This is a genomic window from Flavonifractor sp. An9, assembly GCF_002161245.1.
GTDB lineage: Bacteria > Bacillota > Clostridia > Oscillospirales > Oscillospiraceae > Flavonifractor > Flavonifractor avicola.
In genome coordinates, this window is sequence record NZ_NFHC01000004.1 from 93319 (window position 1) to 119705 (window position 26387).

Annotated in this window: 36 protein-coding genes, 3 pseudogenes and 2 riboswitches; of the genes and pseudogenes, 23 read left to right on the plus strand and 16 right to left on the minus strand. The window is 50.3% G+C overall.

Annotated features, from left to right (window positions below):
- From B5G40_RS04445 to B5G40_RS04490, 10 genes and pseudogenes are all read right to left on the minus strand, one after another.
- Entirely contained in the window at window positions 1–324 is a 324-nt protein-coding gene (locus B5G40_RS04445) for an energy-coupling factor transporter transmembrane component T (RefSeq protein ID WP_087398900.1), read from the minus strand.
- Window positions 325–350: 26 nt separating this feature from the next.
- A pseudogene (gene mobQ / locus B5G40_RS04450) lies at window positions 351–857 on the minus strand (MobQ family relaxase); the annotation flags it as partial.
- A 229-nt stretch (window positions 858–1086) separates the two neighbouring features.
- Window positions 1087–1383: a DUF3847 domain-containing protein gene (locus tag B5G40_RS04455; protein WP_087300360.1), complete on the minus strand. Its 297-nt coding sequence runs from the start codon at window positions 1381–1383 to the stop codon at window positions 1087–1089.
- A 125-nt stretch (window positions 1384–1508) separates the two neighbouring features.
- Window positions 1509–1958, minus strand: coding sequence for a DUF4624 family lipoprotein (locus B5G40_RS04460; protein ID WP_087300362.1), 450 nt, complete (start codon window positions 1956–1958; stop codon window positions 1509–1511).
- A gap of 85 nt (window positions 1959–2043) precedes the next feature.
- The gene (locus B5G40_RS04465; protein WP_087300364.1) at window positions 2044–2340 is read right to left on the minus strand and encodes a hypothetical protein; all 297 of its coding nucleotides are present in this window, start codon (window positions 2338–2340) and stop codon (window positions 2044–2046) included.
- Between the two features lie 134 nt (window positions 2341–2474).
- Complete coding sequence (locus B5G40_RS04470; RefSeq protein ID WP_016147291.1) at window positions 2475–2690, minus strand: transposon-encoded TnpW family protein; 216 nt, start codon at window positions 2688–2690, stop codon at window positions 2475–2477.
- Between the two features lie 80 nt (window positions 2691–2770).
- Window positions 2771–4621 (minus strand): recombinase family protein, encoded by a 1851-nt coding sequence (locus tag B5G40_RS04475; protein WP_343286722.1) that lies wholly within the window; start codon window positions 4619–4621, stop codon window positions 2771–2773.
- Between the two features lie 56 nt (window positions 4622–4677).
- Window positions 4678–4974, minus strand: a pseudogene (locus B5G40_RS04480) (recombinase); the annotation flags it as partial.
- Window positions 4971–5453, minus strand: coding sequence for a PcfB family protein (locus B5G40_RS04485; RefSeq protein ID WP_087398902.1), 483 nt, complete (start codon window positions 5451–5453; stop codon window positions 4971–4973). The gene B5G40_RS04485 and the pseudogene B5G40_RS04480, both read right to left, overlap by 4 nt.
- A gap of 5 nt (window positions 5454–5458) precedes the next feature.
- The gene (locus tag B5G40_RS04490; RefSeq protein WP_087398903.1) at window positions 5459–6352 is read right to left on the minus strand and encodes a DUF6017 domain-containing protein; all 894 of its coding nucleotides are present in this window, start codon (window positions 6350–6352) and stop codon (window positions 5459–5461) included.
- Between the two features lie 95 nt (window positions 6353–6447).
- On the opposite strand from B5G40_RS04490, the gene B5G40_RS16590 reads away from it, so the two are divergent.
- Window positions 6448–6708 (plus strand): hypothetical protein, encoded by a 261-nt coding sequence (locus tag B5G40_RS16590; protein ID WP_143383364.1) that lies wholly within the window; start codon window positions 6448–6450, stop codon window positions 6706–6708.
- Here B5G40_RS16590 and B5G40_RS04495 read toward each other — a convergent pair.
- From B5G40_RS04495 to B5G40_RS04515, 5 genes are read right to left on the minus strand one after another with little or no spacing between them, the layout of a single operon-like run.
- Complete coding sequence (locus B5G40_RS04495) at window positions 6705–7190, minus strand: NUDIX hydrolase (RefSeq protein WP_206407208.1); 486 nt, start codon at window positions 7188–7190, stop codon at window positions 6705–6707. The genes B5G40_RS16590 and B5G40_RS04495 overlap by 4 nt on opposite strands.
- 2 nt (window positions 7191–7192) lie before the next feature.
- Window positions 7193–7849: an HAD family hydrolase gene (locus B5G40_RS04500; protein ID WP_087398905.1), complete on the minus strand. Its 657-nt coding sequence runs from the start codon at window positions 7847–7849 to the stop codon at window positions 7193–7195.
- Window positions 7839–8474, minus strand: coding sequence for a thiamine phosphate synthase (thiE, locus tag B5G40_RS04505; protein ID WP_206407209.1), 636 nt, complete (start codon window positions 8472–8474; stop codon window positions 7839–7841). The genes B5G40_RS04500 and thiE overlap by 11 nt, the downstream gene beginning before the upstream one ends.
- Before the next feature lie 12 nt (window positions 8475–8486).
- Entirely contained in the window at window positions 8487–9290 is an 804-nt protein-coding gene (gene thiD / locus B5G40_RS04510; protein WP_087398907.1) for a bifunctional hydroxymethylpyrimidine kinase/phosphomethylpyrimidine kinase, read from the minus strand.
- Window positions 9287–9961, minus strand: coding sequence for a TenA family protein (locus B5G40_RS04515; RefSeq protein ID WP_087398908.1), 675 nt, complete (start codon window positions 9959–9961; stop codon window positions 9287–9289). Before B5G40_RS04515 ends, thiD begins: the two co-directional genes overlap by 4 nt.
- Before the next feature lie 65 nt (window positions 9962–10026).
- Window positions 10027–10124: riboswitch (TPP riboswitch) on the minus strand.
- Window positions 10125–10182: 58 nt separating this feature from the next.
- A riboswitch (TPP riboswitch) is annotated at window positions 10183–10282 on the minus strand.
- Window positions 10283–10509: 227 nt separating this feature from the next.
- Between B5G40_RS04515 and B5G40_RS04520 the strand changes: the two genes are divergently transcribed.
- The 19 genes from B5G40_RS04520 (at window position 10510) to B5G40_RS04605 (ending at window position 23129) form a co-directional block, all read left to right on the plus strand.
- Window positions 10510–11115, plus strand: coding sequence for a hypothetical protein (locus tag B5G40_RS04520; protein ID WP_058963719.1), 606 nt, complete (start codon window positions 10510–10512; stop codon window positions 11113–11115).
- A 273-nt stretch (window positions 11116–11388) separates the two neighbouring features.
- Entirely contained in the window at window positions 11389–11796 is a 408-nt protein-coding gene (locus B5G40_RS04525; RefSeq protein ID WP_058963720.1) for a single-stranded DNA-binding protein, read from the plus strand.
- Window positions 11797–11905: 109 nt separating this feature from the next.
- Window positions 11906–12721, plus strand: a complete 816-nt coding sequence (locus tag B5G40_RS04530) for a hypothetical protein (RefSeq protein ID WP_058963721.1) — start codon at window positions 11906–11908, stop codon at window positions 12719–12721.
- A 33-nt stretch (window positions 12722–12754) separates the two neighbouring features.
- Entirely contained in the window at window positions 12755–13828 is a 1074-nt protein-coding gene (locus B5G40_RS04535; RefSeq protein WP_058963722.1) for a DUF932 domain-containing protein, read from the plus strand.
- Between the two features lie 38 nt (window positions 13829–13866).
- Window positions 13867–14712: a hypothetical protein gene (locus B5G40_RS04540; RefSeq protein WP_087398909.1), complete on the plus strand. Its 846-nt coding sequence runs from the start codon at window positions 13867–13869 to the stop codon at window positions 14710–14712.
- A gap of 102 nt (window positions 14713–14814) precedes the next feature.
- Window positions 14815–15354, plus strand: a complete 540-nt coding sequence (locus B5G40_RS04545; RefSeq protein ID WP_087398910.1) for a sigma-70 family RNA polymerase sigma factor — start codon at window positions 14815–14817, stop codon at window positions 15352–15354.
- A gap of 53 nt (window positions 15355–15407) precedes the next feature.
- On the plus strand, window positions 15408–15653 hold the full coding sequence (locus tag B5G40_RS04550) for a hypothetical protein (protein WP_087398911.1): 246 nt from the start codon (window positions 15408–15410) through the stop codon (window positions 15651–15653).
- Window positions 15654–15742: 89 nt separating this feature from the next.
- A complete protein-coding gene (locus tag B5G40_RS04555; RefSeq protein WP_087398912.1) occupies window positions 15743–16426 on the plus strand; it encodes a YkgJ family cysteine cluster protein in 684 nt (227 codons plus the stop codon).
- Window positions 16427–16436: 10 nt separating this feature from the next.
- On the plus strand, window positions 16437–16625 hold the full coding sequence (locus B5G40_RS16595; protein WP_143383365.1) for a hypothetical protein: 189 nt from the start codon (window positions 16437–16439) through the stop codon (window positions 16623–16625).
- Window positions 16622–17065, plus strand: a complete 444-nt coding sequence (locus B5G40_RS04560) for a DUF7659 family protein (protein WP_087398913.1) — start codon at window positions 16622–16624, stop codon at window positions 17063–17065. The genes B5G40_RS16595 and B5G40_RS04560 overlap by 4 nt, the downstream gene beginning before the upstream one ends.
- Window positions 17066–17160: 95 nt before the next feature.
- Window positions 17161–17589 carry a DUF6809 family protein gene (locus B5G40_RS04565; protein WP_087221816.1) on the plus strand — a complete coding sequence of 143 codons (429 nt, stop codon included), beginning with the start codon at window positions 17161–17163 and terminating at the stop codon, window positions 17587–17589.
- Window positions 17582–18091, plus strand: coding sequence for a hypothetical protein (locus B5G40_RS04570; protein WP_087398914.1), 510 nt, complete (start codon window positions 17582–17584; stop codon window positions 18089–18091). The genes B5G40_RS04565 and B5G40_RS04570 overlap by 8 nt, the downstream gene beginning before the upstream one ends.
- 195 nt (window positions 18092–18286) lie before the next feature.
- Window positions 18287–19165: a hypothetical protein gene (locus tag B5G40_RS04575; RefSeq protein ID WP_242959230.1), complete on the plus strand. Its 879-nt coding sequence runs from the start codon at window positions 18287–18289 to the stop codon at window positions 19163–19165.
- A 42-nt stretch (window positions 19166–19207) separates the two neighbouring features.
- Window positions 19208–19765: a decarboxylase gene (locus tag B5G40_RS04580; RefSeq protein ID WP_087398916.1), complete on the plus strand. Its 558-nt coding sequence runs from the start codon at window positions 19208–19210 to the stop codon at window positions 19763–19765.
- Entirely contained in the window at window positions 19762–20271 is a 510-nt protein-coding gene (locus B5G40_RS04585) for an adenylosuccinate lyase (RefSeq protein WP_087398917.1), read from the plus strand. Before B5G40_RS04580 ends, B5G40_RS04585 begins: the two co-directional genes overlap by 4 nt.
- Before the next feature lie 101 nt (window positions 20272–20372).
- The gene (locus B5G40_RS04590; protein WP_087398918.1) at window positions 20373–20603 is read left to right on the plus strand and encodes a host cell RNA polymerase inhibitor; all 231 of its coding nucleotides are present in this window, start codon (window positions 20373–20375) and stop codon (window positions 20601–20603) included.
- 25 nt (window positions 20604–20628) lie between these two features.
- Window positions 20629–21378 carry a hypothetical protein gene (locus B5G40_RS04595; RefSeq protein ID WP_143383366.1) on the plus strand — a complete coding sequence of 250 codons (750 nt, stop codon included), beginning with the start codon at window positions 20629–20631 and terminating at the stop codon, window positions 21376–21378.
- Between the two features lie 273 nt (window positions 21379–21651).
- Window positions 21652–22437, plus strand: a complete 786-nt coding sequence (locus B5G40_RS04600; RefSeq protein WP_242959232.1) for a DUF4313 domain-containing protein — start codon at window positions 21652–21654, stop codon at window positions 22435–22437.
- Complete coding sequence (locus B5G40_RS04605; protein WP_204248566.1) at window positions 22434–23129, plus strand: hypothetical protein; 696 nt, start codon at window positions 22434–22436, stop codon at window positions 23127–23129. The genes B5G40_RS04600 and B5G40_RS04605 overlap by 4 nt, the downstream gene beginning before the upstream one ends.
- Window positions 23130–23425: 296 nt before the next feature.
- On the opposite strand, the pseudogene B5G40_RS04610 reads toward B5G40_RS04605, so the two are convergent.
- A pseudogene (locus B5G40_RS04610) lies at window positions 23426–23749 on the minus strand (helix-turn-helix transcriptional regulator); the annotation flags it as partial.
- A 195-nt stretch (window positions 23750–23944) separates the two neighbouring features.
- On the opposite strand from B5G40_RS04610, the gene B5G40_RS04615 reads away from it, so the two are divergent.
- The 3 genes from B5G40_RS04615 to B5G40_RS04625 are packed head-to-tail and all read left to right on the plus strand — an operon-like array spanning window position 23945 to window position 26360.
- Window positions 23945–24637, plus strand: coding sequence for a response regulator transcription factor (locus B5G40_RS04615; protein ID WP_058963734.1), 693 nt, complete (start codon window positions 23945–23947; stop codon window positions 24635–24637).
- Between the two features lie 51 nt (window positions 24638–24688).
- Entirely contained in the window at window positions 24689–25618 is a 930-nt protein-coding gene (locus B5G40_RS04620; RefSeq protein WP_242959233.1) for an ATP-binding cassette domain-containing protein, read from the plus strand.
- On the plus strand, window positions 25596–26360 hold the full coding sequence (locus B5G40_RS04625) for an ABC transporter permease (protein ID WP_087398921.1): 765 nt from the start codon (window positions 25596–25598) through the stop codon (window positions 26358–26360). The genes B5G40_RS04620 and B5G40_RS04625 overlap by 23 nt, the downstream gene beginning before the upstream one ends.
- Window positions 26361–26387: the final 27 nt, after the last annotated feature.

A 26387-nucleotide genomic window follows, 5' to 3' on the forward strand; every position in this document is an offset into this window, starting at 1 on the left:
CTAAAAATTCAAGAAATCAAGATACAATAAGCCACAGATCACGACTGCCATGCCTAACAAATAGAGAAAATCAGCAAGAGTTAATTTAACTTCGGTGCAGCAAGAACGGTTACGCTCTACGCTCAATCCCTTGCACAAAGAGGCCGCGGACAATTCTTCCGAAAGTTTTTCACTCCTGAACAGCAATGGCACCATGTAATTTTCAATGGTCGGTATCAGGTGCTTCAAATTCCTGACAGATAGATTTAGCCCCCGCATTTTCAGGCTTTCATTCACATAGCAAAATTCCTGCAATATCGTAGGGACATATCTATATACCACCATCAAGGGAATGGACAACGATTTAGGAATATGCGCTCGCCGTTCTCGTCAATGTCATATTCCTTTTTGGACTTCGCCGCCCATGCGCCGCGCTCGTCAAGGGGGCGCATAGTAAGCATGATATGACAATGGGGGTTGCCGCTGTCGGTGTCGTGAATGGCAAAATCAACGCACATTCCTCTGGAAACAAATTGAGAGGAACAGTATTCCCGGACAAGCCGGATCTGTTCCTCTCTGGATAATTCTATGGGGAGTGCTGCGTCAATCTCTCTGGCAAGCTGGGCGTTCCCGGTTTTCTCGTAAAGCTCCACACTGTTCCATAGGGTAGCGCGGTCAGAGAAAGAGGGCGGGGCATGGGGCGGCAATAGGATTTCCGTATGGACAACGCCGCGCTTGCGGGTGTAGTCATGGGTCATTCCGTCCCACTCGTTTGTGATTTTCTCGCCGCTTCGGTAGGTGGCTGCGGCAACGGCTGACTTGCCTTTTCCTCGGCTCACAATGCCGATGTTACAATGGTAAATAGCTATGGGTATCACCTCCCGGATAGGATAATAAAACCCGCAAAAATAGTACAGACGCGCAAGCGGGTGTACTGTTTTTGTGGGTGTGCAGGGATAGCCGCGAAGCGGCGCAAGGGGTGCAGCCCCTTGTTGCGGCAAAGCCGCCATATCGGAGCGCGGGGAAAGTTCCCTGTGCGGAGATAAGCCCTCGGCAGAGCGCACACGCCCGCAAGGGTGTATAAGTGCGCCCTTTGTTCCAAAGGGATTATTTCGCGTTCCCGTTCTCGGCTCGCTTTTTCAAAAACTCCTGTGCTGGCTCGCTCGTCAAGGCAAGACGTAAAAAGGCTTTCGCGTCCTCGTCCGGCATGGTAATCAGCTCCGGCACAAGGCTCTCCATGAAGCCGCCGCGCTTGCAAAGCCTGTGGTTTCTCGCCTTGCGTTCCTCAACGGATAGCTTCTGCTTGATGATTTTCTCCCGGTTTTCAAACTGCCGGATTTTCTTTTTGTTTTCCTCAATCTCGGCAGTCAATTCCTCGCGGGTTTTCTCTCTTGGTTTCGTCATGGCTGGTCGCTCCTTTCTGCTCATGGGCAAAAGAAAAGAGCAGCCGTTTCTTTGATTGAAAATAGCTGCTCTCGGTTTGTGTATTTAGTTGTGAACTCGGTAGTTATCTGCTTGAAAGTTGTAAATTACCGCAACGGCTTTTCTCTTTCTTGCACTAACTCGCTTTCAAAAGTGATTTCTATTGTAGCTTGGTTGATTTTTGTCCCAGTAAAACATACGACATATTCATCATCTTTTTTAAGGTCTTTTAAGGAAATTGTAAAAGTTTCCGGCTTAACATTTTCCTCCCATGAATTACTCCATAAGACTTCATTTGTTTTATTATTTTTTACTTCCAAAATGCCACTTTCGCCGTCCATTTCAAAAGTTACCTCGGCGGTTAAAGTGTCTAAATCTTCTGATACACAAAACAATCTTTCGTTGATAAAGGGGTCTGTATCGTCGTAGTTTTCATCTAATTTCATTTCAATAGTTACTTTATCTTCTGTATCAGGAACATTAGCATTGGCATTCATGCACGATGTCAAGCTAACCATACCTATAAGCGCAATACATAAAGCTGCTAATTTTTTCACAAAATCGCCTCCGTAAATTTAATGTTCTAAGCGTCTTTTCAAGACTTAAGCAAAAGTATATCACAAGTCTATGAACAAATCTATATCATTTTAGCCTGCTGGCGGAATTATTCTCTCTGGCAAACCGCCGCGCTGCTTCCCGGCGTTCCTCACTGTATGGGGCGGTCAGACGGAAAGAGAAGCGGCCTTTCTCAATATCAAACTCCATGCAGCCCGTTTCCGGGTCTGCGTCGGTCTGCTGGCAGATCGCCGGATAACGGCGGCTGTATGCAAGCAGACGCTTTTTCAAGGCGGTGTTGTGGGTGCGGATATGGATAAGGGGGTCTTTCTCGTCAAACCAAATATCAGTGGTCTTTTCCTGCTTGGTAAGCCCTGTTCTCATGCAAGCTCCTTTCTGCGCCCCTGTTACGCAACAGGGGCATTTTTCGGGTGTTTTCTCCGGCTCTTGACTTGGAGAAAACGGCGTTTTTGACGATAAAAACCGCCCGGACGGGGAATGGTTCGTCGGGGCGGCTGTTATCGCAAGATTTCTGTTTTTTCCGGCTCTTGACCGTCAGACGCGGATAAACGCGAACTGTCGGCAAGTATCGTCTTGAGCAGCTTGTCGCGGAATGTTTCTGTGCTGCTGTGATTGAAAAATAACTCCGCAACAATGGTCTGCCCGTTCCTCTGCGTCGTGATGATACTGTCGGGGTTCCGGGGTTCGGTGGGCGTCCCGTTCTGTTCTGCCATAGTCGGCTCCTTTCTCCGGGCGCGAAAAAGGGGATTCCCCGTAGTTGGAAAATCCCCTCTCGGCTGTCGGTTATTCTGTTTTACTGTGCGGGCTGTGCGGCGGCGGTCTGCGCCTTTCTCCTTGCCCGGTATTCCCGCGCCTTGATACGGTCATACTCCCGCTGCTTTTCAAGGTTTCGCGCCCGGTACTCCCTTGAATACTGCCGGTGGTAGGCGCGGCTCTTTTTCTTTTTGGCTTCTTCGATTTCCTCCCGCATTTGCCGGATTTCCTGCTCGGTCGGCTCTGCAAGCTGCGTTACTTCGTTCTCAAACCTGCCGATATAGTTGAAATATATGCTGATGTGCTGGATTGCGTATCTCGCCCTTTTCTGGTCGCGCTCATGCACTTCAATCCTGCTGATAAACTCGTTGAGAATGGCGGGGGTGAGGTCGGTAAAGGCGGCATGGCGTTCCGTCAGCTTCAAAAACTTCTGCGCCCGCCCTCCCGCGTTCTCATAAGCGGATAGCTGCTCTTGGAGTCCCGCAAGCTCCGTTTTCAGTGTGTAGTATTCTTCCGAATACTTCTGCGACATTTGCTCATAGCGGTCTTGCGGGATAGTGCCGAGGGCGTTGTCCTCATAGAGCTTATTCAGCACCTTGTCAATCTGTTCAAGGCGTGTCGTGATTTGCGGGATACGTTTCTGCTGTTTCTTGGTCTGGTCGGTCTGCTGCATGGCAAGGCTCTTTTTCACTAAGGCTTCAAACTCCGCCCGGTTGCTGATAGAGTAGTCCTCGATTTTCTTCAGCACTTCCGCGACGGTCTGCATAAGCAAGTCAGCGTCAATGATGTGTGGGGAATGGCACTTGGGGTTTTTGGCTTTCCCCTTGTGGTACTCGCTGCAATAGGCAACGTGCCGCTTGCCGCCGTTTCTGTAATCTATGCGGATGTGCATTTTTGCGCCGCAATCCTTACAGAAAAGCAAGCCCGACAAAGGGTGGATTTCCCCGTCCCCGTTGGGGCGTCTGACGGGCGCGTTTTCCAAAATCCGCTGTGCGGTTTCAAAGTCGGCGCGGTCAATAATCGGCTCATGCACATTTTCGGTTATCTGCCATTGGCTCCGGTCTACATAGTGGTTCCGCTTGTCCCGGAAATGCTTTGTAGTCTTGAAGTTGACTACATCGCCGCAATACTCCTGCCGCGTAAGGATATGGGTCAAGGTGGCTTTGTTCCACTTGTAGCGGTTATCCTCATTGAGCGCCTTGTTTTTACACGTTCCCCGTCCCCGGTCTTTCATGTAGAAAGTGGGGGTAGGGATTTGCTCGTTTTTCAGATATACGGCGATTTGGTTGCGGTTCTTCCCGCCGATAAACAAACGGAAAATAAGGCGCACAACCTCGGCGGCTTCCTCGTCGATTATCCAAAAATCCTTGTTGTCCGGGTCTTTGACATAGCCGTAGGGGGCTTCGGTGGCAATCGGCTTTCCGCTCATGCCTTTGGTCTTAATGCCCGTTTTCACTTTCTTGCTGATGTCCTTTGCGTACCACTCCGACATGATGTTGATAAAGGGCGCAAACTCCAATGTGTCGGGCTTCTCGCTGTCAATGCCGTTGTTGACCGCGATAAAACGCACGTTGTTCCGTCTGAATATCTCCATAGCGTTGCCGACTTGGAGATAGTCGCGCCCCCAGCGGGTAAGGTCTTTCATAATGCAAACGCCGATTTTCCCGTTTTCAACGTCCTCCATCATGCGGGAGTAGGCAGAACGGTCAAAAAATCTGCCGCTTTCATCGTCGTCGATGTAGTGCCGGATATTCGTCAGCCGCTGCCCTCTGGCGTAGTTCTCCAAAAAGATTTTCTGGTTCTGTATGCTGTTGCTCTCGCCGCCGTCCCTGTCCTCGTCCCCTACGGAAAGACGGGAGTAAAGGGCTGTGATTTTGTTGTAATCATTCATGTGCATATCCTCCTGTGCGTCCATGTAGAGTTCCTTTACACTTAAGATTATGCACTCCAGCGGGCGCTGCCGTACTCGATCCCCCGGCGGTATTTCTTCGCGTTCTTGCCTTTGGAGTAGACCACCAGCCGAATCAGCACCGCGCCGGCGGCGCCCACACACAGGTCCAGCAGATGGAAACTGGGTGCCAAACTTGCGAAGGCCGCTGAAAAGCCCTGCCTGATATGGAGCAGCTTCTCCGAGGCGTCAGCCCCAGGAGCCAGCCGCACGCCCTGGCAGAGCTTGTCAAAGAGATACACAAAGACGAGATACGGAAGATTGAGGATGAGCTGCTTTTTCAGCTTATCGGTCATCGCGTCACCTCCCGGTCCTTGGTCTTGACCTTCTCCCGTTCCCGATGTTTGGTCTTGGACTGTTCCTGAGCCTGGGCCAGCCTCTCCCGGATGGTGGGGCGCTTCTCCCGATCCAGGGTCATGGCGGTGAACTCCTTGAAGGCCGGCTGGAGCTGGTCTTTATCCTTCGCCTTGAAGAACACATAGTAGTGCGGTGGGTCGGTTGTGGGGTCCTTTTTCAGGGCATAGTCGATGTCATACTTCTTCGCCACCGCCGAAAACGCCTTGATGTTCTGCTCCGTGATCTCAATGTTGGTCAGGGAGGCCCCATGCTGTTTGAGCTGGTGCAGGGTCTGTTTTCCCTGGTGTAAGCTGCGCTGGGAGGGCTTCTTCTGCATCTCCTCCAGCACCTTTTTCACAGCCTTTTGGAGCAGGTCCGCCGTCATCTTGCCGGCCTCCACCGAGAGGGATACCGTCCTCTGCGTGATTTCTTCCTGCACTCACATCACCTCCGTTCTCCGCTGCCGTACATATCGTGGCTCACCAAGGAAGTGTAGTAGCTGTCAATGGTGGCCGGAGCGTTATACAGGGCGGCCAGCAGGTATTTCTTGATATTGCGGACATAGGTGGTGTTCTCCCGCATACGGTCCAGCACATACTCGATATGGGAACTGTTCAGCTTGAGGAACCGGGACTTTACCACCTCCGCCGGGTAGTCATCCCCGGCGATGCGGATCATCTCCCGGTTGGAACACACCGTATCCACCATGAGCTCCACCAGCTCGTCCAGACGGTCCCGGTCAAGGCGGTGGTTCTGGATGAGGCAGTCATACTCGATGTTCTCCAAAATCAATTCCCGATAACTTTCCCGCTCCCGCATCCGGTCCCGTCCTTTCCGGTCCGAGCCCCTGGGGGTTTGGGGGATTGATAGGACAGGATTTGATCCTTCCGTACTGAGTTCATCTTTTTTTGATTTATCAGGATTGCTTTTATCTTTATTTAATTGCGGTCGGTTTTCCAGACCTGGAGTATCCATATCCGGGTTTTCCGTATCTGGATGTTCCGTATCCGGCTCATCCTCACACGGCCCGTCCGGCTCCGGGGGATGGGGCGTTTCGTAGATGACATACTCCACGTCCACGATCTTGCCCTTGCTGTCCCGGAGGCGGTTGCGGACGATGTAGCCGGCCCGCTCCAGCTCCTTCAGGGCAGAGCCGATGCTGTCCGTACCCTCCTTGCAGATCTTCGCAAGGCCCCTGGTGGTGTAGTTCCAGTCCTCAGGCAGGGACAGCATCATAGAGAGCAGCCCCTTGGATTTCAACGACAGGTCCGTATCCCGCAGATGGTGATTGGACATCACCGTGTAATCGCGGGTTTTCTCAATGCGGAATACCGCCATGTTGGATACCTCCTTCCTTCGGTTTTGAAAAAGTGTTCGTTTTGGCAGGTTTACGCCCCTGTACCGCCGCCCGGCCTCCCATGGGGGAAAGGGATATGGGCGGCCTCGTTTGCGCCGCCCACAGGCGAAAAAACAAGGGATTTCCCACCCTAAAACGCACACTAAATTTGGGGATAGAAAAAGGGCGACTGTTAAAAAACAGCCGCCCAAAAGGGGGTCTAATACAAGTTATTTGCTATCCGGCAAGCCCGGAAACCGTTGATATTACGGGATTTTTTGAAAAGTTCTGTATCGCCATTCGTACCAGGGAAATTCCGGGGCAAGACCAACAGACTTTGCAACTGGCATTTTCTTAGGAGATAAGAGTATCAATATAGGTTATTAAGGGGTGCAGTTGCTTCTTTTGAAACATATTTAGCAGTTTGTCCTGATTTACCCATTGCACATCCACGACTTCTGTTTTTTGTAACACCATTTCCTTGATGTCAATATCTGCATGGAATAACCACACGTCATAAAAATCCTGCATATCCTCCCGGCGAAATTGATAGATAGGTTTTCCCTGTTCAGGGGCAAGCGTTATTCCTAATTCTTCTTTTACTTCTCGGACAGCTCCTTGTAAACTATTCTCACCCGAAAGTACAGCGCCGCCCGTACACTCCCAATAAAGAGGGTATTGCTTGTCTGGATGGCGCTGGGACAAAAGATACTGTCCCTGCTGATTAACAATCCATGCACTCACAACCAAATGATACAGCCCTTTGGGGATATTTTCTCCGCGCTGCATAGTAAGCCCTGTTTTTTCGCGTTTTGCATTATATAAGTCCCATTTTTCCATTGTCACACCCCTTTTCGTGGTATGGGAGCCAGTTTGAAATCAAGTAGGTAAATATCTGCAATCTTTTCGATTTCTCTGCGCTGATCCGCAGAATATTTATCATATACACCGCCTGCCAACATCTTAGCCTGTTTTGCACTTCTAATTGCTGGGAGAACATCGTCAAAGACAATACAGCGTTCAGGAGCAACGCTTAACTTCTGGGCGGCATATTCAAAAATATCAGGATATTCTTTCCCACGATGTACTTCATCTGTTGAACATAAGGCGTCAAACAGCCCCAGAATAGAGTTGTTCTTTAAGCATGGGACATATAATTTCTCTGGCAAACCGGTGGCAACTGCAAGTTTTATCCCTTGTGTTTTTAGCTGTGTTAGATAATTCAGCGCATACGGAAGCAGTTTAACGTGATGGGCATATTCATAAAGTGCCATATCGTTCCATTCATCAATGATACTATCTACACTTTCCGGTAAGCCGAAAAGATCAATCGTGTATTGTGCAGCTTCTTCAAAACTCCGAGCGCAGATTTCTGTTACATAACCGTCTGGAACAGGGATATTTCTTTTTTGCAAAAACTGAATGTCTATGTGTTCCCACACATCCATTGAGTCTAAAAGAGTCCCGTCTAAATCAAAAATTGCCGCTTCAAAATCCATTTTTGCTTTCCTTTCCTGAAAATATAGCTTTTAGTTCCTCTGCGGCAACTTTTATATTCGGCTTCGCTAAAATAGCTGAAACAACGGCCAGTCCATCAATCCCTGCGGTCTTAAAGCAATGGGCATTATCCTTGTTGATACCACCAATTACAACGATTGGCAATGATACGGCTGTACGGATTTCTTTTAATTTCTCCATTGATACAAAATCTGCGTCTGTTTTTGTTCCAGTAGGAAACATCGCACCAACGCCTAAATAATCCGCATCGTCCTGTTGTGCCTTTATCGCCTGTTCAACTGTGGAAACAGAAACGCCTAATAACATATCCTTACCGATCATTTTTCGTACAGCCGCCGCAGGAATATCATGCTGCCCAATATGCACCCCATCCGCCTGAACAGCCATTGCAATATCTACACGGTCATTTATGATAAGGGGAATGTGATAGCTGTCCGTGATCTGCTTGATTTTTATTGCCTGCCAATAAAAATCCAATGAGGACAGTTCCTTTTCTCGGAGCTGAACCATTGTGCAGCCTCCTAATATTGCTTGTTCAACTGCTTCTGCAAGTGTTTGCTTGCCCATAAATCGGCGGTCTGTAACAAGATAAAGGGAATAATCCATTTTCACACCTTCCTATTCTTCCGACAAACCGTGTTGATACAGTTCATAAAAATGGTGTGTGGGGCCACAGCCTTTTCCAATAGCAAGGGAATGTTCAATCGCCATTGTGACATAAGTTTTGGCAGCCTTAACAGCGTCGGGGACGCTTTTCCCTTTTGCAAGTTGAGAGGCGATTGCAGAAGAAAAGGTGCATCCTGTACCGTGAGTATTTTTTGTATCAATACGGGCAGTTTCAAAATGATAGAAATTCCTACCGTCAAATAAGACATCGACAGCGTTTCCAATATGATGCCCGCCCTTAACGACAACTGATTTGCAGCCCATAGAATGTATCTTCCTTGCCGCCGTTTCCATATCGGAAACAGTAGAAATCTGCATATCCGCTATTTTTTCCGCTTCTGGAATGTTGGGGGTAAGTACATCTGCAAGCGGAATAATAGTTTCAATCAAAGTAGATACAGCAGTGGGTTCCATAAGAGGACAGCCATTTTTGGCATACATAACAGGATCGATCACAACATTTTCCGGCTTGTACTGTTTGACTTTTGCTGCAACTGCTTTCATACATTCTGGCGTGGAAAGCATACCAATTTTCACAGCGTCCACCTCAATGTCCTCAAAAACAGCGTCTATCTGTTTTTCAATCATATCCGGGGTAACATTTTGAATATCAATCACTCGGCTTGTGTTTTCTGCAACAACCGAAACAATTACACTCATTCCAAATACCCCATGCGCAGAAAATGTTTTCAAATCAGCCTGAATACCAGCACCACCGCTGCAATCTGATCCGGCAATAGACAACACCTTTTTCATTTTTCGTTTTCCTCCATTTCTTCATTTTTATAAGCCATCATCCAGAAATCCAGCTCCAATAAACTTGCCTTTTCAAAAATATCTGCCAGATTTTTTTGCTTCATTTCCGGGATCTCATTACATTTTTGATCTGCAAAAGCGCACCACTCTCGACAACTATCTGCATACTTTTCATCGGCATAATCCCTAATAAAGTCCCAATATCTTGATTGCCTGCTTTCGGGTTCAGCAGCCAATTTGCGGAAAATATAGCTGTAACTAAGCATACATGGAAGAACAGCCATCAGTATTTCCTCGTTTTTCCCATGTTCCGCAACCTCAAACATAAAATCAATATACCTTTGATTTTCTGGAAGGGGAGCGATCCCTTCTATATCATCGTCAGTCATACCAAATTGCTTCAAATAGTCTAACCGCACTTCGGACTCTGTATCGTTCACAAAGTTCAGCATGGAATAGTAAAGTTGAATTTCTTTTAACGTATCCGCATGAAATATTGCCTTTCCGTATATGCGGGCATAGTTTTTTAGATAAATGCTGTCCTGTATCATATAAACCTTGAATTTTTCAAAAGGCAGCATTCCGTTTTGCATTTCCCGCACAAAAGGGGTTGCTGCACATTGCTCCCAGATGGGAATGTTGTGAGCCAATATGTTTTCCATGAATGTCATTTTCATTTCCTCCTAAGATAAAAAAATAGAGCCTCTAAAAATTAGAAGCTCATTCAGACGCAATACAAGCGTAAGAAATTGCTTCCCTACGCCGGTATTAGCCGACAGGTCAAGAGGTCAGGTCTTACCTTTTTCAACTTGTTCAGTTCCCTCGCAAACACATATCATACATATTCAATTAAAAAGGACATTCCCAAAACAGAGAATGTCCTAAAAATACGATACTGTATTCTTAAGCTCCCTGCGTTGGTATTAGCCAACAGGTTCAAAGGGTCAGGTTTTAACCTTCTCAACTACGAGGTAGTCCCCCTGCTCATAGAATATTATAATTTAGCACATCCAGAAAGTCAAGTTCTCACACTTCCATTCAATAATGAAGCGCCAGACAAATAGTACCAAAATCTCGTATTGGCTTCAATAAGCAGCCTATAGCCAAATACCTTGTCTAAATATGAAACAATAATCTTTTGAAGTAGCATCTACTTTGCAGAAAAAAATAAAAAATGCCCTATTTAATAGGCGGAATACTTAAAAGGAGGTCCACCCCAATGTATAAGCCCCATACCATTGAGCAATACAAGATCCAGCGTTTTCTGGACGAAACCTTTGCGATGGAGCATTTCCTGGTCTCACCGCTGTCCCGCACCTCGCTCTTGCTGGAGGATGAAACCGGCGAGCAACTTGCTTTCGGCTTTTTAGATGACGAAGTGCGTGAGATCCCGCTCCCACCGCCGGCCGCCCCGGAAGAAATCAAAGATTTCATCCGGCGTTTCCGGGCCCTCAATCCCAAACCGCGTCTGCGTACCTTTGAAGATATTACCCGCTGGTGGCTGGACCACCCCAATCCTCTGACCTACCAGCAAGCCCTTGGGCTGTCGGACGAGCTCTACCGCCATTTTCTTTCCCACTCCATGATCGAAGAGGAAGACGCTTATCGTCTGGCTTCTTCCGGTCTTATCAGTGAAGATGATTACCGGGATATTCAGCTCTGGTATCTCAACGGCAACACCGCCGCCCGCTGGCTCGGTCCACTCGGCGTAGATGGGACAGGCAATCTCTATGGCCTGACATTCGGCTACGGGACACCGGCAGCCCGTACACTCAGATTCTATCTGCTGGATGATTACTACCGCTACATGAACCATATATTGTGATTCGCCTTGCTCAAATATCTATATATAGTATTATGCTACTTGACAAATACAAGATATAGTGTTACACTTACTTTGTAATTGATTTTTGTGCGTTCCCCATGTGGGATACAGACTAAGCTTCTGTACCGCAGATTAAAAATCTGCATTGCACACGCAGTCAAGGTTGTATGCTGTATCAAGTGTCAGTGGTATTGCCGCGCCCTTTCGGGGCTGGTATCTGCTGGCACTTTTTATATATAGATATGAACGCCAACGGCGAAGAAAGGAAGTGTTATGGCACAAATCGTTGTATTTGGCCGAGTCATGCACGAGCTTGTCCCGAAAGAGGGCCAGTCAAAACAGCAATATGTCTGTTTCGACCTGATGGAGCGTTCCGGCAACACCCCGCCGGACTACTACCAGGTATGGGCCCGCGGTGACGATGTTACCCGGCTCATGCGGCTCAAGGTCAAAAAGGGAAGCATGATCTGGCTCACCGGATCGCAAAAACTGGTGGATGTTCGCCAAAAGGACGGAACCACAGTCAAGAAGCTGAAGATATGGCTGACGGACTTTGGATTTCTCCCCGGGCAGTCCTCCAAAGCAAAATCCGAAAGTGAACAGCATGACCCTGACGAAGCGGCGCCTGTTCCGTCACCTCCCGAGGTGATGAATGGCGACCGCGAACCCCTGCCGGAATAAAATCCGGCGCAGCAGAGGGACCGTATCAAGTTTTCAGAATGATCTGAAGCTTGGTGCGGTCCCTCTTTTTTTGTTTTCAGGCAAAATCTAAAGGAAGGACGGTAAGAAAATGAGTAATGACAAGGGACTTTTGAGCGGCAGCATCACCATCTTGATCGGTGCTGTCATCGCCATCATGGCTCTGGTGCGCGGGCCGTGGCAGGCGTGGCTGCTGATTGGGGTATTCACCCTTTGGGGGCTTTGGGTCGTTTTGATCCTCCTGCTCCCGTATATGCAGCAAGCCAAACGCCGCCGGCAGCGCCAACAGAGAGAACGCCGGCTACTCGCTGAAGGCATTGCCCAGAGCACATTCCAGGTCCCGGAACTGGAGGAACCTGTTTCAGACGACCTGCTGCTCCGCTATGCCAACCACCGGATTCTGACCTATCTGCGCTCGTCGTATTCTGACGCCTGCTTTGAGTGGTGTGAGAAGCGGCCGGCAGAGCTGATCCGCACCAATGGCACTGGGCGCATCCGGCTTCACAATGTAGATGGATTCGACCATGCAGACATCACATTTGGCCAGGACGCAACCATCAAATGTGACCTGCTCAAAATCGTGCCTCTGTCCAAAGCAGGTACAGAACAGGACGATGAGGCCAATATCCCGCCCAACAGGCGCCCCATCGATCCGCGCGTTTGGTATGAAAACTGCGGGCGCGAAATCATGGAAACGCTGATCGCCGACCTGAATTCCCGTGGGCACAGCAAGCTCACACTGCGGGAAAACGGCGACATCTGCATCCAGCAGGACGATGAACTGGTACCGCAGGAACATCTTTCGAACTTTCCCGCGAGGGTCTACTGGCCCTGCTTGGTGGAAGTGTTTGAAAGCACGGGCCTGTCGGCTGAAACCACGGCGCAGGGCATCCAGGTCTCCTGGTGACCGCCATCACCCAGAGAGGGGAGTGAAATAACAATGAAATCAGGGATCAGTCTTGTAGACATGGCAAAGGAGATCCAGCGCCAGGCTGATTTGAAAGCCGACTATATGCTGGACACCCGCAGCCTTCGTCTGGAGCCTTTTGACTCGAAGCTGTACCTCAACGCCTATGACCAATCCGGTGTCCCGGCGCTTGAACCGCTGGAGGTCAATTCCATTGCCCACCGGCAGATTGGCACACACCTGAAGATCCCGGCAGCCTACTATGACAAGATGCTGGAGAAATATCCCCAGCTGCTGGCGCAGAATGTGAACGCCTGGTTCCAGCGGGAGCCCTCTGTCCGTATGATCCGCACCATTGAGGGTACGGCACGGGCATTTTTGAGCAACCGCTACCGGCGCATTGACAACCTTGATATTGCGAGCATCGTCCTTCCTGTCCTTCAGGATATGGAGGGAATGCACTTTGAGAGCTGCCAGCTCACGGAAAGCCGCATGTATATCAAGGTAGTCAACACCCGCCTGGAGGCCGAGGTCGTGCCAGGCGACATCGTTCAGTCCGGCATCATCATCAGCAACAGCGAGGTGGGACTCGGTTCGGTGAACATCCAGCCGCTGGTCTACCGGCTGGTGTGCAGTAACGGAATGGTCGTAAATGATGCTCAGACACGCCGCACTCATGTGGGCCGCGTCAACGAGGCTTCGGAGAACTATCAGCTGTATTCGGAAAAGACGCTGGAAGCAGACGACAAAGCCTTTGCCATGAAGATCCAGGACACGGTGCGGGCCGTGGTAGACGAGGTGCGCTTTACCCGTGTAGTCAACATGATGCGGGAGGCCAAAGATGCCCGCATGAATACCACCGATGTCCCCGGCATTGTCAAGCTGGTCAGCAAGGACTTCCACATAACTGATGAGGAAAGCTCCGGTGTGCTGCAGCGGCTGATCGAGGGCAACGACCTGACGCTCTATGGTTTATCCAACGCGGTGACCCGCCACAGCCAGGATGTCCCGGACTATGACCGGGCGACTGCGCTGGAGGGCATCGGTTACAACATTCTCTCCATGCCGGCAAGGCAGTGGAGCCGTATCAACCAGCTGGCCGCCTGAGTGGCTGCCAACCATCCAATTTTAAGGAGGAACTAACTATGTACGAACAGAACACTTCTATGATGAACACTCCTGAGCGGAACACTTTCCTGCTCCCTGCGATGGTGGAGGGTGATTTCAGCAGCGATGAGATCGCAGAGGATGCGGACGGCCTGCAGATGATGAGTTTCCAGCGGGTGAAAATTCCCGCCGGCGGCGCCCTGCAGTTTGAGATCCCCACGGAAGACCCCGACAATCCGGATTATGCCCGGACCCTGGAAGGAGTCATTCTCTACAATCATTCTGCCTATACCCTGTGGCCGGAAGGCAGCGAGTATGACGAGGACACCAAGCCTCTCTGCTCTTCTGTGGACGGCAAGACCGGCATCGGGGAGCCGGGCGGCGCCTGCGCCACCTGCCCGATGAACGCATACGGTTCGGCCAGAGACGGCGGCCGCGGCAAGGCCTGCAAGAATATGCGGGACATCTACCTGCTGCGCAGCGGCGAGTATATGCCTCTGCTGATTTCTCTGCCGCCTACCAGCATCAAGCCGTTCAAGGAGTTCCTGAACCGGGCCTTTGTCTACCGCCGGCGCGCCACCTATGGCAGCCTGATCCAGATCGGGCTCAAGAAAGAGAACAATGGCAGCAACGACTACAGCGTTGCCACCTTCCGACTTTTACGCGACTTTGAGGGCGAGGAACTGGCTCAGATCCGCGCCTATGCCAATGGCTTTAAGGAGCAGATCAAGGCCATCAACATCCAGCGGGCTCTGATCAACGAGGAGCAGCGTACCAACGACTGTGACTATGTGATCCCGGAGTCCGCCACAGCGCCTGGCAGCCCCGATGGGAGCTATATGGTCGGCGAGATCAACGGCAGCTACGAGAAGCTGCCTGCGTAATTGAGTTTTGTTGCGGCCTCAGCCGCATGACATGTCATCAAGGGATACCTTCGGCTCTCGCCGGGGGTATCCCTTTTTTGCTTTAGACTGGAGGAAATATATATGTTATGTGAAGTACCGTTAACGAAGGAGCAACAGGAGTTTGCCGCTGAACATCACGGCTTGGTCTACAAATTTTTGAACGACAACCATCTGCCGGAAGACGAGTTTTATGATGTGGTCATCTTCCCTTACCTGAAGGCGGTGCGGGATTATTGCGATAATACATCTGCCCAAGAGTATTCTTTTAGCACAATCGCCATAAGGCAAATGAGGTTTCGCCTCTATGACTATTTCCGTAGTCAAGAACGCCGCAAGCGCAACGCTGAAATCCTCAGCATTCACATTGGCCTGTACCCGGACGGAGTGTCCCTGGAGGAACTGCTGCCGGCGCAGGATGATCTGATGCAGGAATTTGAGATGAAGCAGCTGCTCCATGACCTGGCCGTCCGTGTTTCCAGGCAGCAAATGAACATCGTCCGCATGAAGGGCTACGGCTACGGCATCCGTGAGATCGCCAGCCACGAAAAACTCCCCATGAAACGCATCAAGGAGCTTCTGGAAGAGGCCCGCGCGGTGTTTCTGGAGTTGTGCTATGAGTAAATGCCTGCTGTCCCTGGCAGGCCAACAACAAAACTGAATGGAGGCTGATTATTATGACGAAATCGAAAAAATCCATTGTAATGCACGGAACGCTTCTGGCTCCGCTGGTTCTCGGCCACTGTGCCTACCTGCGTGCCAACGGCTCTGACTACCGGACCTCGCCCGTTGTGGCGATCCACGAGCAGTCCGGGGATCTGGTGCATTTTGAAACGCTCAACTCCAACTACTTCCTTTCGATGGACCCTTTCCCGCTGGCGGCCGCCAGCCCGCTCCCGACGGTTCTGGCCGCGTGCGCGTAGAGAAGTCAAAACAATAAGGGGTAATGCCCCATAGGTCCCGGCCGTGGCAGGCACACTTGTCTGCCGCGGCCTTTTTTATGGAGGAATGTATGGAACAATCCAAAACTCTTGCTGTTTCCGTAAGCGCCAAGGAGCTTGTCACATACCAGTGCAGCCAATGCGGCCATTGCTGCCGCCGCATAGAGGGCTGTGTCATGGTGGAAAGCCTGGACGCCTACCGAATCGCAAAATACCTTCGAGTCCAGCATTGCGGCGTCAGCAGCACGGATGATGTGCTTCTCCAATACTGCGAGCCCACACCGCTCACCGATGAAGGGTATCCCATTTACACACTCAAAACGGTTGGATCAGAAGCATCCTGTGTTTTTCTGCAGGGAAACCAGTGCAGTATCTATGCCGCCCGTCCTCGAACCTGCCGCCTTTACCCATTTTCAGTGGGGCCCGGTGAGCGCGGCCGGGATTTTGAATACTGCCTCTGTTTTGATGATAACCAACAGTATCACTTCAACAGCGGGAAGGTGCTTGTCAAAGACTGGCTCTACCGCAACTTCTCCCGGGAAGATAAGGAATTCTTAAAGCTGCAGTATCGGATCATCCCGGAAATCGGCAAGCTGATGCGCCGCATACCAGAGGAACTGCGCCGGGCATCTGTGTTCAAGGTCCTGTTCTATCACTACTACAACTTCGACCTGGATCAGCCGTTCCTGCCCCAGTATGAGCAGAACAACCGCAGCCTGCTGCATGATCTTCGTCAGCTGGCGCTTCTGGACTGAGGAGGCGCCTATGCTGTATGCACTGGAACACTTTTCAGCGCAGGCAACCGGCGGCCGCCCATGTCGATGCTGGGTGCAGTACGCTATCTGCGGAAAACATGAAACTTTAGAAAAAGTCTGCCAAAACCAGCGCCGGCCGGAGGAATGGCGGGTAATTCCTCTGGCAGCAGGCGTACCAGAAGAAAGGAGTGCCGCATGAGTACCAACCAATACCAAGAGATGCGCAACCGCCAGCAGGCGGAAGTAAACGCATTTCCCATGTTCTTTGCTTTTAATAAACAGCAGTTTGCTGAAGGAATGCGCAAGCTGGGCTTGTCCCCCTCGGACACCCGCCAGGTATGCAGCATTTTTGGAGGCGGCTACTGCCGTAAAAGCGATGTCGCAAAACTGAATGAAATGTTCACCCGACACCGAAAAGAGCTGGAAGATGCCATTGCCGGCGACAAAACCGGGCAAGGTTTTATCTGTGATATGTTCCTCCAGGAGTTGGAGAACCATGAGTACAGTTATACCGGCGATGTGCAGGAAACTCTTGATGCTTTGGGCATTACGGCCCAGTATATGGAGGCTGTTCCGCAACTGCTGGATGGCCTGGCTCTGGCCTGTGAAAAGGCTATGCAGCACGATTGTTTCGACTGACCCAGAAAGAAACCATGCCCCACCGGGGTCCGAATCAACAGCCGCCGCAGCTCATATGCCGCCGGCGGGCTTTTCATTGACAGGAGGTGCAATCTTTGAATTTTCACGAAACGATATGCGGCCGCCGCTTTTTTGACGCCCAGCTGCCCCATCTCATCAAGGCTCTGGAACGCATTGCCGATGGCCTTACCCAACCAAAAATGTCTTTGCCGCATGGCATGACTATTGAGCCCAATTTCCTGCATGACCTCTATTACGGCGAGTACGAACCGAGTGTTTTTAAGGAGCAGGACAAAAAGCAGCAGGTACTTAACCACACAGTATCTGCGGCTGAGACCGCCCTACGCGGGGAACTCTCCAAAACTCCTGCAGCTCTGGCAGCTTTCGAGGTGTACCAAACGGCCGCCGGTGAGCGCAACAGCGCTGTGATTGAACAGGCTTTTGAGTCTGGATACCGTACTGCCATGCAAATGCTTTTTGCTGGGCTGGTATCTGCTCCGCCGGAGGACCACGCCAATGGATGAACAGCAGCACAACGCTTTAGAATTGCCAAAAGGATTATACGAGCCTGTGCTCCGGCAGCCGATGGAGTTAGACTTCCTGCTGGGGCAGGAACTCTCCCTTTGCTTTCATGATTTGGACGGCTCCCATGTGTTCAAGACCTGCTATGGCGATATCTGCAAAGCAGTCAATGCCTTACGGGACTATGCACGGCTGCTGGAGATGGCCTGTGAGCAATGGGACCTGACTGGTTTTCATCGTGCCGTTTATGAGTATCATGCGGAAAAAATGAGGGAAATTGCAGGCAAATTTCAGGCCGGCATCGGCTATGACTATGACGCTGCCATGGAAAAATGCCGCAGGAAAAAGAAACGCAAGAAGAAGGAAGATGATTTTGGTGAGGATGCTCTTGTTCTGGCCTTCAAGCGGACAAAGCAACCCGCCGAGCAGATGAAGGAGGCAGATACTGATGTTGATGACTCTCCCTGGGAAGAGGACGAAGACGAACAGGAAAGTGACGACTGATCACAACACGACCCGCCCCAGCGGGTATCGGGATCGCCAGTCTGGTAAGCTGCAAGCCTACCGCTCTTTTGCTGCCACTCATTTGCATGTGTATGAGCGGTGCCGCCATTTTCGTCGCGGATAACTGAACGATTTTTGATCTGCGGGGCTAGGGCATTGTACCCAGCCCCACCCCACAAAAAGGAGGGAGCAATGATGATTTATCATCAGCCTGGAGAAGAATTTTGGCATGAGGGCGTCTGCTACAAAGTCGGCGGGCGCATTGTCGCCAATGGAGCAAGCGATTATGCAGGGCTCTTCGGAAATATCCTTGAAATCCGCACCGAGGATGACCGGGAGACTGACAACGACACGCCGGACATCTACTGCGCGTTTGAAGCGCCGGTGCTCTCTGTGAATTGCCTTGCGCTGGAGCAGACCTTTTCACAGCTTTACCGTGAGCAGAAACACATCGAGGATCTGGACCTGGATATGGTCATTATGGGGCCTGAAATGATTGTTCCCCTTGAGCATCCTGCCCAGGTATATCCCACAGGGACGCTCTATGTAGTCGCCGTCCACTGGGCTACCGATGGGGAGTTTGGTTCCTATGAAGTGATCTTCACGGAGCGCACCGATGCCTTACATCAATTTCACAATGACCTTCGGGAAGAATTTCTGGTTGGAAGCATTCCGCGCTGGAAAGAAAGCAGCCAATTCGTCGAAGAAGAGTCTGCCAGCAGCTATGAGTGCTATCTGGACGGCGAATACTGTGAAAACCATTTTTCGATTACGCTGGAACAGCGGGCGCTGCCTCTTTCCCCTGCATTTTGCCGCAGCACGGCAGAATTGTACCGCGCAGAATGCCTGCGGGATGATTTCAGGGAGCATATTGAGAACTGTGACGATTTTCAAGAGCTCTCTGACACACAGAAAGAAGCACTACTGCGTTCTCCCAATTTGCCGCAGCGGATCGCCAACCAGCTGGAACACAGCTGCGCCTACGGTGAGGCTTACTGGCAGGCGGTGTCCGATGTGGCACGCACTCTGCTGAAAGAGTTGCGCCAGCAATCCGCAGGACATAGCCCCTGCTGACGCTGTGACACATAAATCATAATAGATTGGAGGTTTGACTACATGGACGAAAAAGAAAAGAAACTGCGTGAAGACCTGGAATTCCATCTGGATACGCTCCGGCGCAACCTGGAGGTCGTTTCGATGGAAGATCTGAAAGCGAAATACGCAAAGCCATTCAAAGACCTGAAAGATAACATCTGTAAGACTGCCACCGCATACACTCAGTACATTTCCCTCGGTGGTATCCGCGTCAAGAGCCGCTACGGCGACGAGGCCGTGAAATACATAAATGAGGCAATCAAAGATACTCCCTACCTGAAAAAGATCTCCGAGGCCGCCTTTGAGCGACAGGACATGGATGAGATCGCGGCACTGGCAAGGCAGCTCCGTGAAGTAGTTTTGCAGAGCCTGCATGTGTTCAGCCTGCCGCTTTTCTGCCTGTATGTTCCTACGGAGTGTATGAATGACTACCACACTCCCCCGGAGATCTATAATGATGTCACTTCGCAGGTCTTGCGGAACGGGGAATGGCTGCTTGCGGAGCATATCCGCCCCGGCGAACTGATTCCTGTGCAGATCATTTATGAGGTGCCTGCGCCGTCTGAGGAAGCGGCATGAAGCGGCCGCAAAAATACTTGAGCAGCGAGGCTCACGGCTATTTGCGGGAGGCGGAGGCCTGCTCCCTGGTCCTCAAAGACCTGGAGCGCATATCCGCCAAACTGCAGCGGCGAATCGATAAAGAGGCCGCCGCAAGGCAGGCTGACTTTGAAGCCGCCATGCAGTACCACAGCGAGGCGGAAATTCAGGATGCTTACGGCTGGGAGTTCATCACCGAGGCACAGTATCATGCCTATTTAGATCTGTTCCGCCGTGGCAGAGAAGCGATAGAGGATCATCCTCCCACCATCTCCGAAATGGCGCTCTCCATTGTGCGGAAGGTCATTCGTGATTTAGAGGCGGACAAACGGGAATGTGAGTTTTCCGCTCTCACACCGGAGCAGCAGGTCGTGGAACTGCAGCGTGCAGAACGGGCCCGAAAGGAATGGAAGGCACATATTGCCCAACTGCGGGAAAAACAGGGCCGTGTACTCAAATCCGAGGATTTGGAGGCTTCACAGTCTTAGTTTTCCTGCGCCTGCCAATGGGCAGAGGCCATCACTACAAAGGGATCGGCAAACCGTACCGCTATGGTCTGCCGGGCCCTTTCTTTATAAAGGAGTAGAATATGAAGAAAAAACCATCTCACCCAATGCTGAGGAAATACACCGTAACGATTGAAGAACAGATCGTTCAGGAGTTTCCCGTGGAGGCTTATGACCTTTCCCATGCGCTGGAAACAGCCGAAGCTGCCTACAAGCAAGGGGGATTGGTGGTACAGCCCTCAGCACCGACTACCCGCCTGATCATGGCGCGACACAATAAGACTGGGAAAACGACCGGGTGGAGAGAATTTTAGCCATTACCACAAGGGAGAGATAAGCATGAACTTATGGCATGACAAGTCCTATATTGCGCCTTCAGGCCCGAACTGGGTCGAACGGGGCTACGCTATGTACGATGTTCATTCCGTGCGCTTTCAATTCGTCTATACGGAAGAACAGAAAGAAGCCAACCGCCGTGCGCATACAGTGTCTGATGAGGGCCAAGCCCTGGTTATGGCTGCTGAGGTACGAAATTCTATTATGGAGCCCGTTATGGACGCCATCGCCCAAAATTTCGTCTGCTATCAGTATGAGGATACCGAGCCGGCGCCTTTCGGGAGCTGTCAGTGGGATCTCTTCTTCTGGTGCAATGATTTCAGCAATACGCTCCACGGCTGTGGCCTGTCCGGACGGGATTATTCCTACTTTACATTGAACTTCAACGAGAACCAGACTGTGGAAAAGCGTGCCGAGGTCTGCTGGCGGCTGCTGCAATTTCTGGAACACCGCTGCCGGAAAAACCGCAATCTGGATGTTGCCGTCCAGTACAGCATCTGGTACGACCATGAGAAGATCGAAAAAGATGCTGACCGGATGAAATGTCTGCTGGCGGGCTGCAGCTGCACCTATGGCAGTAAGGACGGGAAATTCCTGTTTGATGATGGCATTTTCTGCTTCCGTCCCAAGTACGCCAAGCGGCAGCTCTATCGTGTTTCTGATTCCGAGGTTCTTGCCCTGTGCTGGAAACTAGGCCTGACAGACGATGCTGCTGATGGCAGCCCTCTCGCAACGGGGAGGCACAGCGCATGAAGTACAGAGAAATCTATGCCGCATTGGCAAAGCAAAGGATGGATGTCCCGGGGTTCCGCTTTTTTGAAAGCACAGTTGATGCGGCCTGATGATTGCATCAAAAGGGCAAGCAATGCCCCAATACCATTTTAGACTTCAAAGAAAACGGGGGCGTTTTGAACGCCTCCTACACACTGCCCTTACAGGCAGGCTTATCACGAGGACCGGCAGGCTGCTCTTTGCGGCCTGCTGGTCTTCGTTCCGGGGGAAATCATGAAACCAATACCATTTAACATGAAAGGAACGGAATATGCCCTGACTCTCAAAGTTTCCACCTATCCGGAAGGCAATCTTGCCATCAAACTCTATCAGGAAAGCTTAGGCCAGTTGGTATTCTGGGACAGCCTCACGGTCAATCTGAGCGGCCTGTGTCCCAAAGATTGTGGATATATCAACACCAGATCTGCAGGCAAACGTTTTTACGCCTGGATCAAGCGCAATGGTCTGGGGGAGCGCACCGGCCAGGTTCGGCTGGAGGACGGCGTGGAATATGTGGAATACCTCTTCAACGCCAAAAAGCTGAAAAAGCTGGACCCAGACGGCTACACCTACTATGAACGGCGCTTGAAGGGAGAACTCGGCCGGCGATATGAGCGGCTATATTTGGCGCTTCGGCGGCTGGCAAACCACATTCCGGATTTCCACTACACAGATTATAGCGGGTGGCGCAGGCTGCAAAATTCCTTTGACATACCCCCGCTGCGGGTCGAGGCCGAAGATCCGGCACATCACCGGCGCTTCACCTTTGAGCACCGCGGGATCATCCTGCGGACTACGATCACAGACTGTGACACCAATATTGCGCTAAGCAGTCTGTATCGCCGCCGGGAAGATATGGCCGCCGATCTGCTGGCGCTGTTCCAGGACGAGCTGCCTACTTTTATGCCCTGGTCTGAAACACGCCGCAGAGAAAGCGACGCAAGGCATGACCCGCCCCTTGCTCAGACATTCAAAGAAACAAGCGAAGTCCGCCAAAAGGCGTCAAAAAAGAAATCCAGAAAAAGGAGCACAAAATCATGAAGATCAAATTATATCCCAAAGACCTGTTGGAAACTACCTGGCGTAAAGACAAGACGCTGTATGCAGACGGCGATGCTGCAGAGCCGCCCCGATGCCTGCGGTGCGGCGCCCCTCTGGCCGCCCACCTGATGGTCAATGCCCTCAGCCGCTATGCGGATGTGCAGATCTGTGAAGCCTGTGGCATGGATGAGGCCCTTCGGGATGCCGTCCACGCCCCTTTGCCCCTCACAGAATGGGATGCGGTGAAGCGCGGCAAACTTCCGGCATCTGAAAAAGGGCGCGTATGCTACCTGAATACTACCTGCACCTTCGAGGAAGTATTCCGGCACACCGATACACCGCCCATGCAGTTCACTGGCCGGCCTGTCAGTGAGATCGCCTACTCCCGCTCGGATTATGACGGCCATCGGTGGTGGACAACCTGGCACGATGGGCCTGAGAAAAAGACAGCGCCGGAACTGGTGAAGGAGATCGACAAGTTCCAGAATGCCCTGTTCAAGCTGCCAGCCTTCAAGACGCTGGACACCATGCGGCGGTTCTGCAGGTATGCGCAGGCCACCAGCGAAACGACGGAGTTCAACCTCTATTCCGAAACCGATCACCTGTATATTTGGATTCGGATGATCACCCGGTTCCGGGATTACAATGTCTATGTTCACTATTACGATAAGGCGGCTGTTGAAGGCAAGTGATGCGGCTGAGATACTACGACAAGCATGGTGCAGAAATTCAAGTCGGAATGCTGCTGCATCATGATGACGGCGCTATCGAGCGCGTTCTGGAGGGCGTCAGCAGCAACGGGGATATTACGCTTGGCTTTGAGGCGTCTGCCTCGGAAATTTATCCGCTGAGTGAGTTCAATTTGAGAGAATGGGAAATTGCGGCAGAGTAATTTTGCCGCAGTGAGGCCGCAGGTTGGGGATTTCCCGGCCTGCGGCTTTTCAGTTCTTTTGTGATTCCTTGTATTCTTGAAAAGGAAAAAATAATACGCTGTAGCCTCCATGACAACAAGCTCTTTTTCGTTCATGGAGTCTAAAAGTACATCAATGTGTTTCCGGCAACTGTCTCCGCCACGGTTGCCCTCCGTATAGAAAAACTGGTCTACGGATATATCGAACAGCGTGACGAGCTTAAAAAACAGGTTGAAGCTGGGGTGCTGGCCTTTGTTCTCAATGTTCATAATGGTTTTGTCAGTCTTGCCGACCAATTCCGCAACATAGGCTTGCGTCCAGCCCTTTGCCTCTCTGGCCTGTTTCAGTGCCAGACCGAGCCCATGAAAGTCAAACCTTCTTTCATCTTGGTACATTTTCATATCACCCTATATCATTGTACATTTCGGGTTGAATTATGAAAATGAAGTGAAATTTGATATGAGGTGATATTTTATTTCCCGTCAGAGGGAGGTTCGCCCTTGTCCTATTTCAGACCAGGAATTATAATAGAAACATCTGATAATTGATTTATAGATTATGTCGGAAAGGAAAACCGATTGGCAAGGAGCATAGACATGGAAAAAATTTTTAGTATTTTAATCATCGAAGATGACGTGCCACTCAACGACATGACAAAGCGACTTCTCACCCAACACGGCTATTATGTAACTTCTGCCTACTCGGGGAGCGAGGCGCTTCTGTTGATGGAGAAAGGCACTTTTGACTTAATTTTACTTGATCTGATGCTGCCCGGCATACCGGGAGAAACAGTATTGGAGAAGATAAAAAGTGCGATGGATATTCCGATTATCGGTGTGTCCGCTAAAACGGATATAGACAGCAAAGTGAACCTCATACGAAACGGCGCAGATGATTACATCACAAAGCCTTTCGACAATCAAGAGCTGCTGGTTCGGATTGAAGCGGTGCTGCGGCGCTTTCAAAAATCCTCCGGCCTCAATAATGGCAAGACGCTTCATTTTAAGGACTTGTCCCTTGATACAGAAGCTATGGAGGCTAAAATCGGGAATACCCCCATTGCTTTGACACGGTATGAATATCTGATTTTACAGCTTTTGATGTCCGCACCCTCAAAAGTATTCACAAAGAACAATATCTTTGAAAGCGTGTGGAATGAAAATTTTATCGGGGACGATAACGCAATCAATGTCCACATTGGAAATCTCCGCAAGAAGTTTGCCAAAGTCAATCCAGAGGAAAAGTATATTCAGACGGTTTGGGGCCTCGGTTTCAAAATGCAGGGCTAATCCTTAGAGAAATCTTATAAAATTTGCACGCCGATCTGCTACAATAAGACGATGTGGAAAGGGGATGATTTTTTGGGGGCTGCTTTGGAAACGGCCGGGTTGACCTATGTTTTCCCGGACGGAAACGGGATTAAAAATATCACATTTCAGGTAAAGCGTGGAGAAATCTATGCACTGTATGGCGGTCATAACGCCGGAAAATCTGTACTGTTGCAGGCCATTATTGGCACACTTCGACCTCAATCTGGTACGCTCAAATTATTTGGCAATATAGACTATCAGCAGGAGCGCCGCCGGATTGGATTTGTACCCCAAAAGCCTGTGACAATCGGCTCTCTGTCACCGGCTGATATGCTGCACTATTTTTCTTCTGCTTTCGGAAGCACAGAAAGCCGTTTTTTAGATATATTGCATCTGAACCTGAAAGAAAAAAAGGCGGTGCGGCGATTGCCATTATCGACCCAGCGTTTAGTGAATTTGGCGGTTGCCCTTTTGGGAAATCCAGATATGATAATTCTGGACGACCCTTTTTCCGGGCTGGATAAGGGGGAATGTGAACACCTGCTTTCTGTTCTGACCTATCTGCATGAAATGAACCATACCACGCTTCTCATCTCTGGACAGGACTATACGCTGCTTTCCCGGCTTGCATCTAAATATGGTGTGATGGCAGATGGCAAGCTGCTTTGTGAGCTTACGACTGGGGAATTGAAAGAGAGCTGCCAGAGGTGCATAAAGATAAGAACCCCGCAATTAGAACGGGTTATTACGATTTTAAGCCAGCAGTTCCCGGATTTTGAAGTGTTGGGCCATGACCTGATTAGAATTTTTCATTGCAATGAGCAATCCGGGGAAATCAATACGCTGCTGGTTCGTTCCGGGATAGAGGTATCGGAAATCTGGCTTGCCGGTATGGAGCCGACCGACTATCTTTTGAAAATGACAGGAGGTGCAAAGAGTGATCCAGACGATGCAAAGTGAGTTATTTCGTATCCGCAAAAACCGCCTGTTTTGGGTCTGCCTCGCACTGGCTGCTTTTTTTGTCTTTGCGCTTGCCCTGACATTTTATCATAATTCGGTAGATGCTATGCTTCCGGCTATATCACTGGTTTCGTTCACGGAGTTTCTATTTTCAGATTACAGCCTGATCTTTCCGTTGACGCTTTTTTTGTGCCTGTACTTTACAGAAGATTTTCATACCGGCACATACAGTATCGCACTTTCTAAAGGAACAAGCAGAGTACATCTATTTTTTGGAAAACTACTGGCCTCATGGATTGGCGTTTTGTTTTTTCTGTTTGTATGTTTTGGTGTTGCATATTTGTCCATTTTGATAATGGGAGCATCCCGGTATGACATAGACTATTCGTTTTCTGCAATCGGAGCCTTTCTTCTGCTTCAATGTCTGTGCTTTTTAGGGTACACCGCATTTCTCAATCTGCTAAGTTACCTGCTCCGGCATCGGATAATTGTCACGATTGCCGCATTTTTTCTGCTGGGGGTTTTGTATCTATATCTCACAAAGATAAGCACAGCATTGGATATGGATTATTCGCTCTACAAGTATTGGGTGGTAGGGCTTTCCCATAGCTTGCAGATCAATACCTTTGGGGAGAATTTAATGCCCATTTTGATTACGCTGGTAGTATATTTGTTTTTACCGACAGCCGTTTCGTTCTCCTTGTTTCAAAGGCTGGATTTGCGCGGTTTGGAAAGGCGGTGATGGCCGCATGATTGTGTTATGTATCTT

What these genes read in the sequence shown, in the direction of transcription:
- B5G40_RS04445 (WP_087398900.1), bottom strand. Translation starts at nt 324, where the DNA reads ATGGTGGTATATAGATATGTCCCTACGATATTGCAGGAATTTTGCTAT.
- B5G40_RS04455 (WP_087300360.1), bottom strand. Translation starts at nt 1,383, where the DNA reads ATGACGAAACCAAGAGAGAAAACCCGCGAGGAATTGACTGCCGAGATT.
- B5G40_RS04465 (WP_087300364.1), bottom strand. Translation starts at nt 2,340, where the DNA reads ATGAGAACAGGGCTTACCAAGCAGGAAAAGACCACTGATATTTGGTTT.
- B5G40_RS04470 (WP_016147291.1), bottom strand. Translation starts at nt 2,690, where the DNA reads ATGGCAGAACAGAACGGGACGCCCACCGAACCCCGGAACCCCGACAGT.
- B5G40_RS04475 (WP_343286722.1), bottom strand. Translation starts at nt 4,621, where the DNA reads ATGAATGATTACAACAAAATCACAGCCCTTTACTCCCGTCTTTCCGTA.
- B5G40_RS04490 (WP_087398903.1), bottom strand. Translation starts at nt 6,352, where the DNA reads ATGGCGGTATTCCGCATTGAGAAAACCCGCGATTACACGGTGATGTCC.
- B5G40_RS16590 (WP_143383364.1), top strand. Translation starts at nt 6,448, where the DNA reads ATGGGCGGCCTCGTTTGCGCCGCCCACAGGCGAAAAAACAAGGGATTT.
- B5G40_RS04495 (WP_206407208.1), bottom strand. Translation starts at nt 7,190, where the DNA reads ATGGAAAAATGGGACTTATATAATGCAAAACGCGAAAAAACAGGGCTT.
- B5G40_RS04500 (WP_087398905.1), bottom strand. Translation starts at nt 7,849, where the DNA reads ATGGATTTTGAAGCGGCAATTTTTGATTTAGACGGGACTCTTTTAGAC.
- thiE (WP_206407209.1), bottom strand. Translation starts at nt 8,474, where the DNA reads ATGGATTATTCCCTTTATCTTGTTACAGACCGCCGATTTATGGGCAAG.
- thiD (WP_087398907.1), bottom strand. Translation starts at nt 9,290, where the DNA reads ATGAAAAAGGTGTTGTCTATTGCCGGATCAGATTGCAGCGGTGGTGCT.
- B5G40_RS04515 (WP_087398908.1), bottom strand. Translation starts at nt 9,961, where the DNA reads ATGACATTCATGGAAAACATATTGGCTCACAACATTCCCATCTGGGAG.
- B5G40_RS04520 (WP_058963719.1), top strand. Translation starts at nt 10,510, where the DNA reads ATGTATAAGCCCCATACCATTGAGCAATACAAGATCCAGCGTTTTCTG.
- B5G40_RS04525 (WP_058963720.1), top strand. Translation starts at nt 11,389, where the DNA reads ATGGCACAAATCGTTGTATTTGGCCGAGTCATGCACGAGCTTGTCCCG.
- B5G40_RS04530 (WP_058963721.1), top strand. Translation starts at nt 11,906, where the DNA reads ATGAGTAATGACAAGGGACTTTTGAGCGGCAGCATCACCATCTTGATC.
- B5G40_RS04535 (WP_058963722.1), top strand. Translation starts at nt 12,755, where the DNA reads ATGAAATCAGGGATCAGTCTTGTAGACATGGCAAAGGAGATCCAGCGC.
- B5G40_RS04540 (WP_087398909.1), top strand. Translation starts at nt 13,867, where the DNA reads ATGTACGAACAGAACACTTCTATGATGAACACTCCTGAGCGGAACACT.
- B5G40_RS04545 (WP_087398910.1), top strand. Translation starts at nt 14,815, where the DNA reads ATGTTATGTGAAGTACCGTTAACGAAGGAGCAACAGGAGTTTGCCGCT.
- B5G40_RS04550 (WP_087398911.1), top strand. Translation starts at nt 15,408, where the DNA reads ATGACGAAATCGAAAAAATCCATTGTAATGCACGGAACGCTTCTGGCT.
- B5G40_RS04555 (WP_087398912.1), top strand. Translation starts at nt 15,743, where the DNA reads ATGGAACAATCCAAAACTCTTGCTGTTTCCGTAAGCGCCAAGGAGCTT.
- B5G40_RS16595 (WP_143383365.1), top strand. Translation starts at nt 16,437, where the DNA reads ATGCTGTATGCACTGGAACACTTTTCAGCGCAGGCAACCGGCGGCCGC.
- B5G40_RS04560 (WP_087398913.1), top strand. Translation starts at nt 16,622, where the DNA reads ATGAGTACCAACCAATACCAAGAGATGCGCAACCGCCAGCAGGCGGAA.
- B5G40_RS04570 (WP_087398914.1), top strand. Translation starts at nt 17,582, where the DNA reads ATGGATGAACAGCAGCACAACGCTTTAGAATTGCCAAAAGGATTATAC.
- B5G40_RS04575 (WP_242959230.1), top strand. Translation starts at nt 18,287, where the DNA reads ATGATTTATCATCAGCCTGGAGAAGAATTTTGGCATGAGGGCGTCTGC.
- B5G40_RS04580 (WP_087398916.1), top strand. Translation starts at nt 19,208, where the DNA reads ATGGACGAAAAAGAAAAGAAACTGCGTGAAGACCTGGAATTCCATCTG.
- B5G40_RS04585 (WP_087398917.1), top strand. Translation starts at nt 19,762, where the DNA reads ATGAAGCGGCCGCAAAAATACTTGAGCAGCGAGGCTCACGGCTATTTG.
- B5G40_RS04590 (WP_087398918.1), top strand. Translation starts at nt 20,373, where the DNA reads ATGAAGAAAAAACCATCTCACCCAATGCTGAGGAAATACACCGTAACG.
- B5G40_RS04595 (WP_143383366.1), top strand. Translation starts at nt 20,629, where the DNA reads ATGAACTTATGGCATGACAAGTCCTATATTGCGCCTTCAGGCCCGAAC.
- B5G40_RS04600 (WP_242959232.1), top strand. Translation starts at nt 21,652, where the DNA reads ATGAAAGGAACGGAATATGCCCTGACTCTCAAAGTTTCCACCTATCCG.
- B5G40_RS04605 (WP_204248566.1), top strand. Translation starts at nt 22,434, where the DNA reads ATGAAGATCAAATTATATCCCAAAGACCTGTTGGAAACTACCTGGCGT.
- B5G40_RS04615 (WP_058963734.1), top strand. Translation starts at nt 23,945, where the DNA reads ATGGAAAAAATTTTTAGTATTTTAATCATCGAAGATGACGTGCCACTC.
- B5G40_RS04620 (WP_242959233.1), top strand. Translation starts at nt 24,689, where the DNA reads ATGTGGAAAGGGGATGATTTTTTGGGGGCTGCTTTGGAAACGGCCGGG.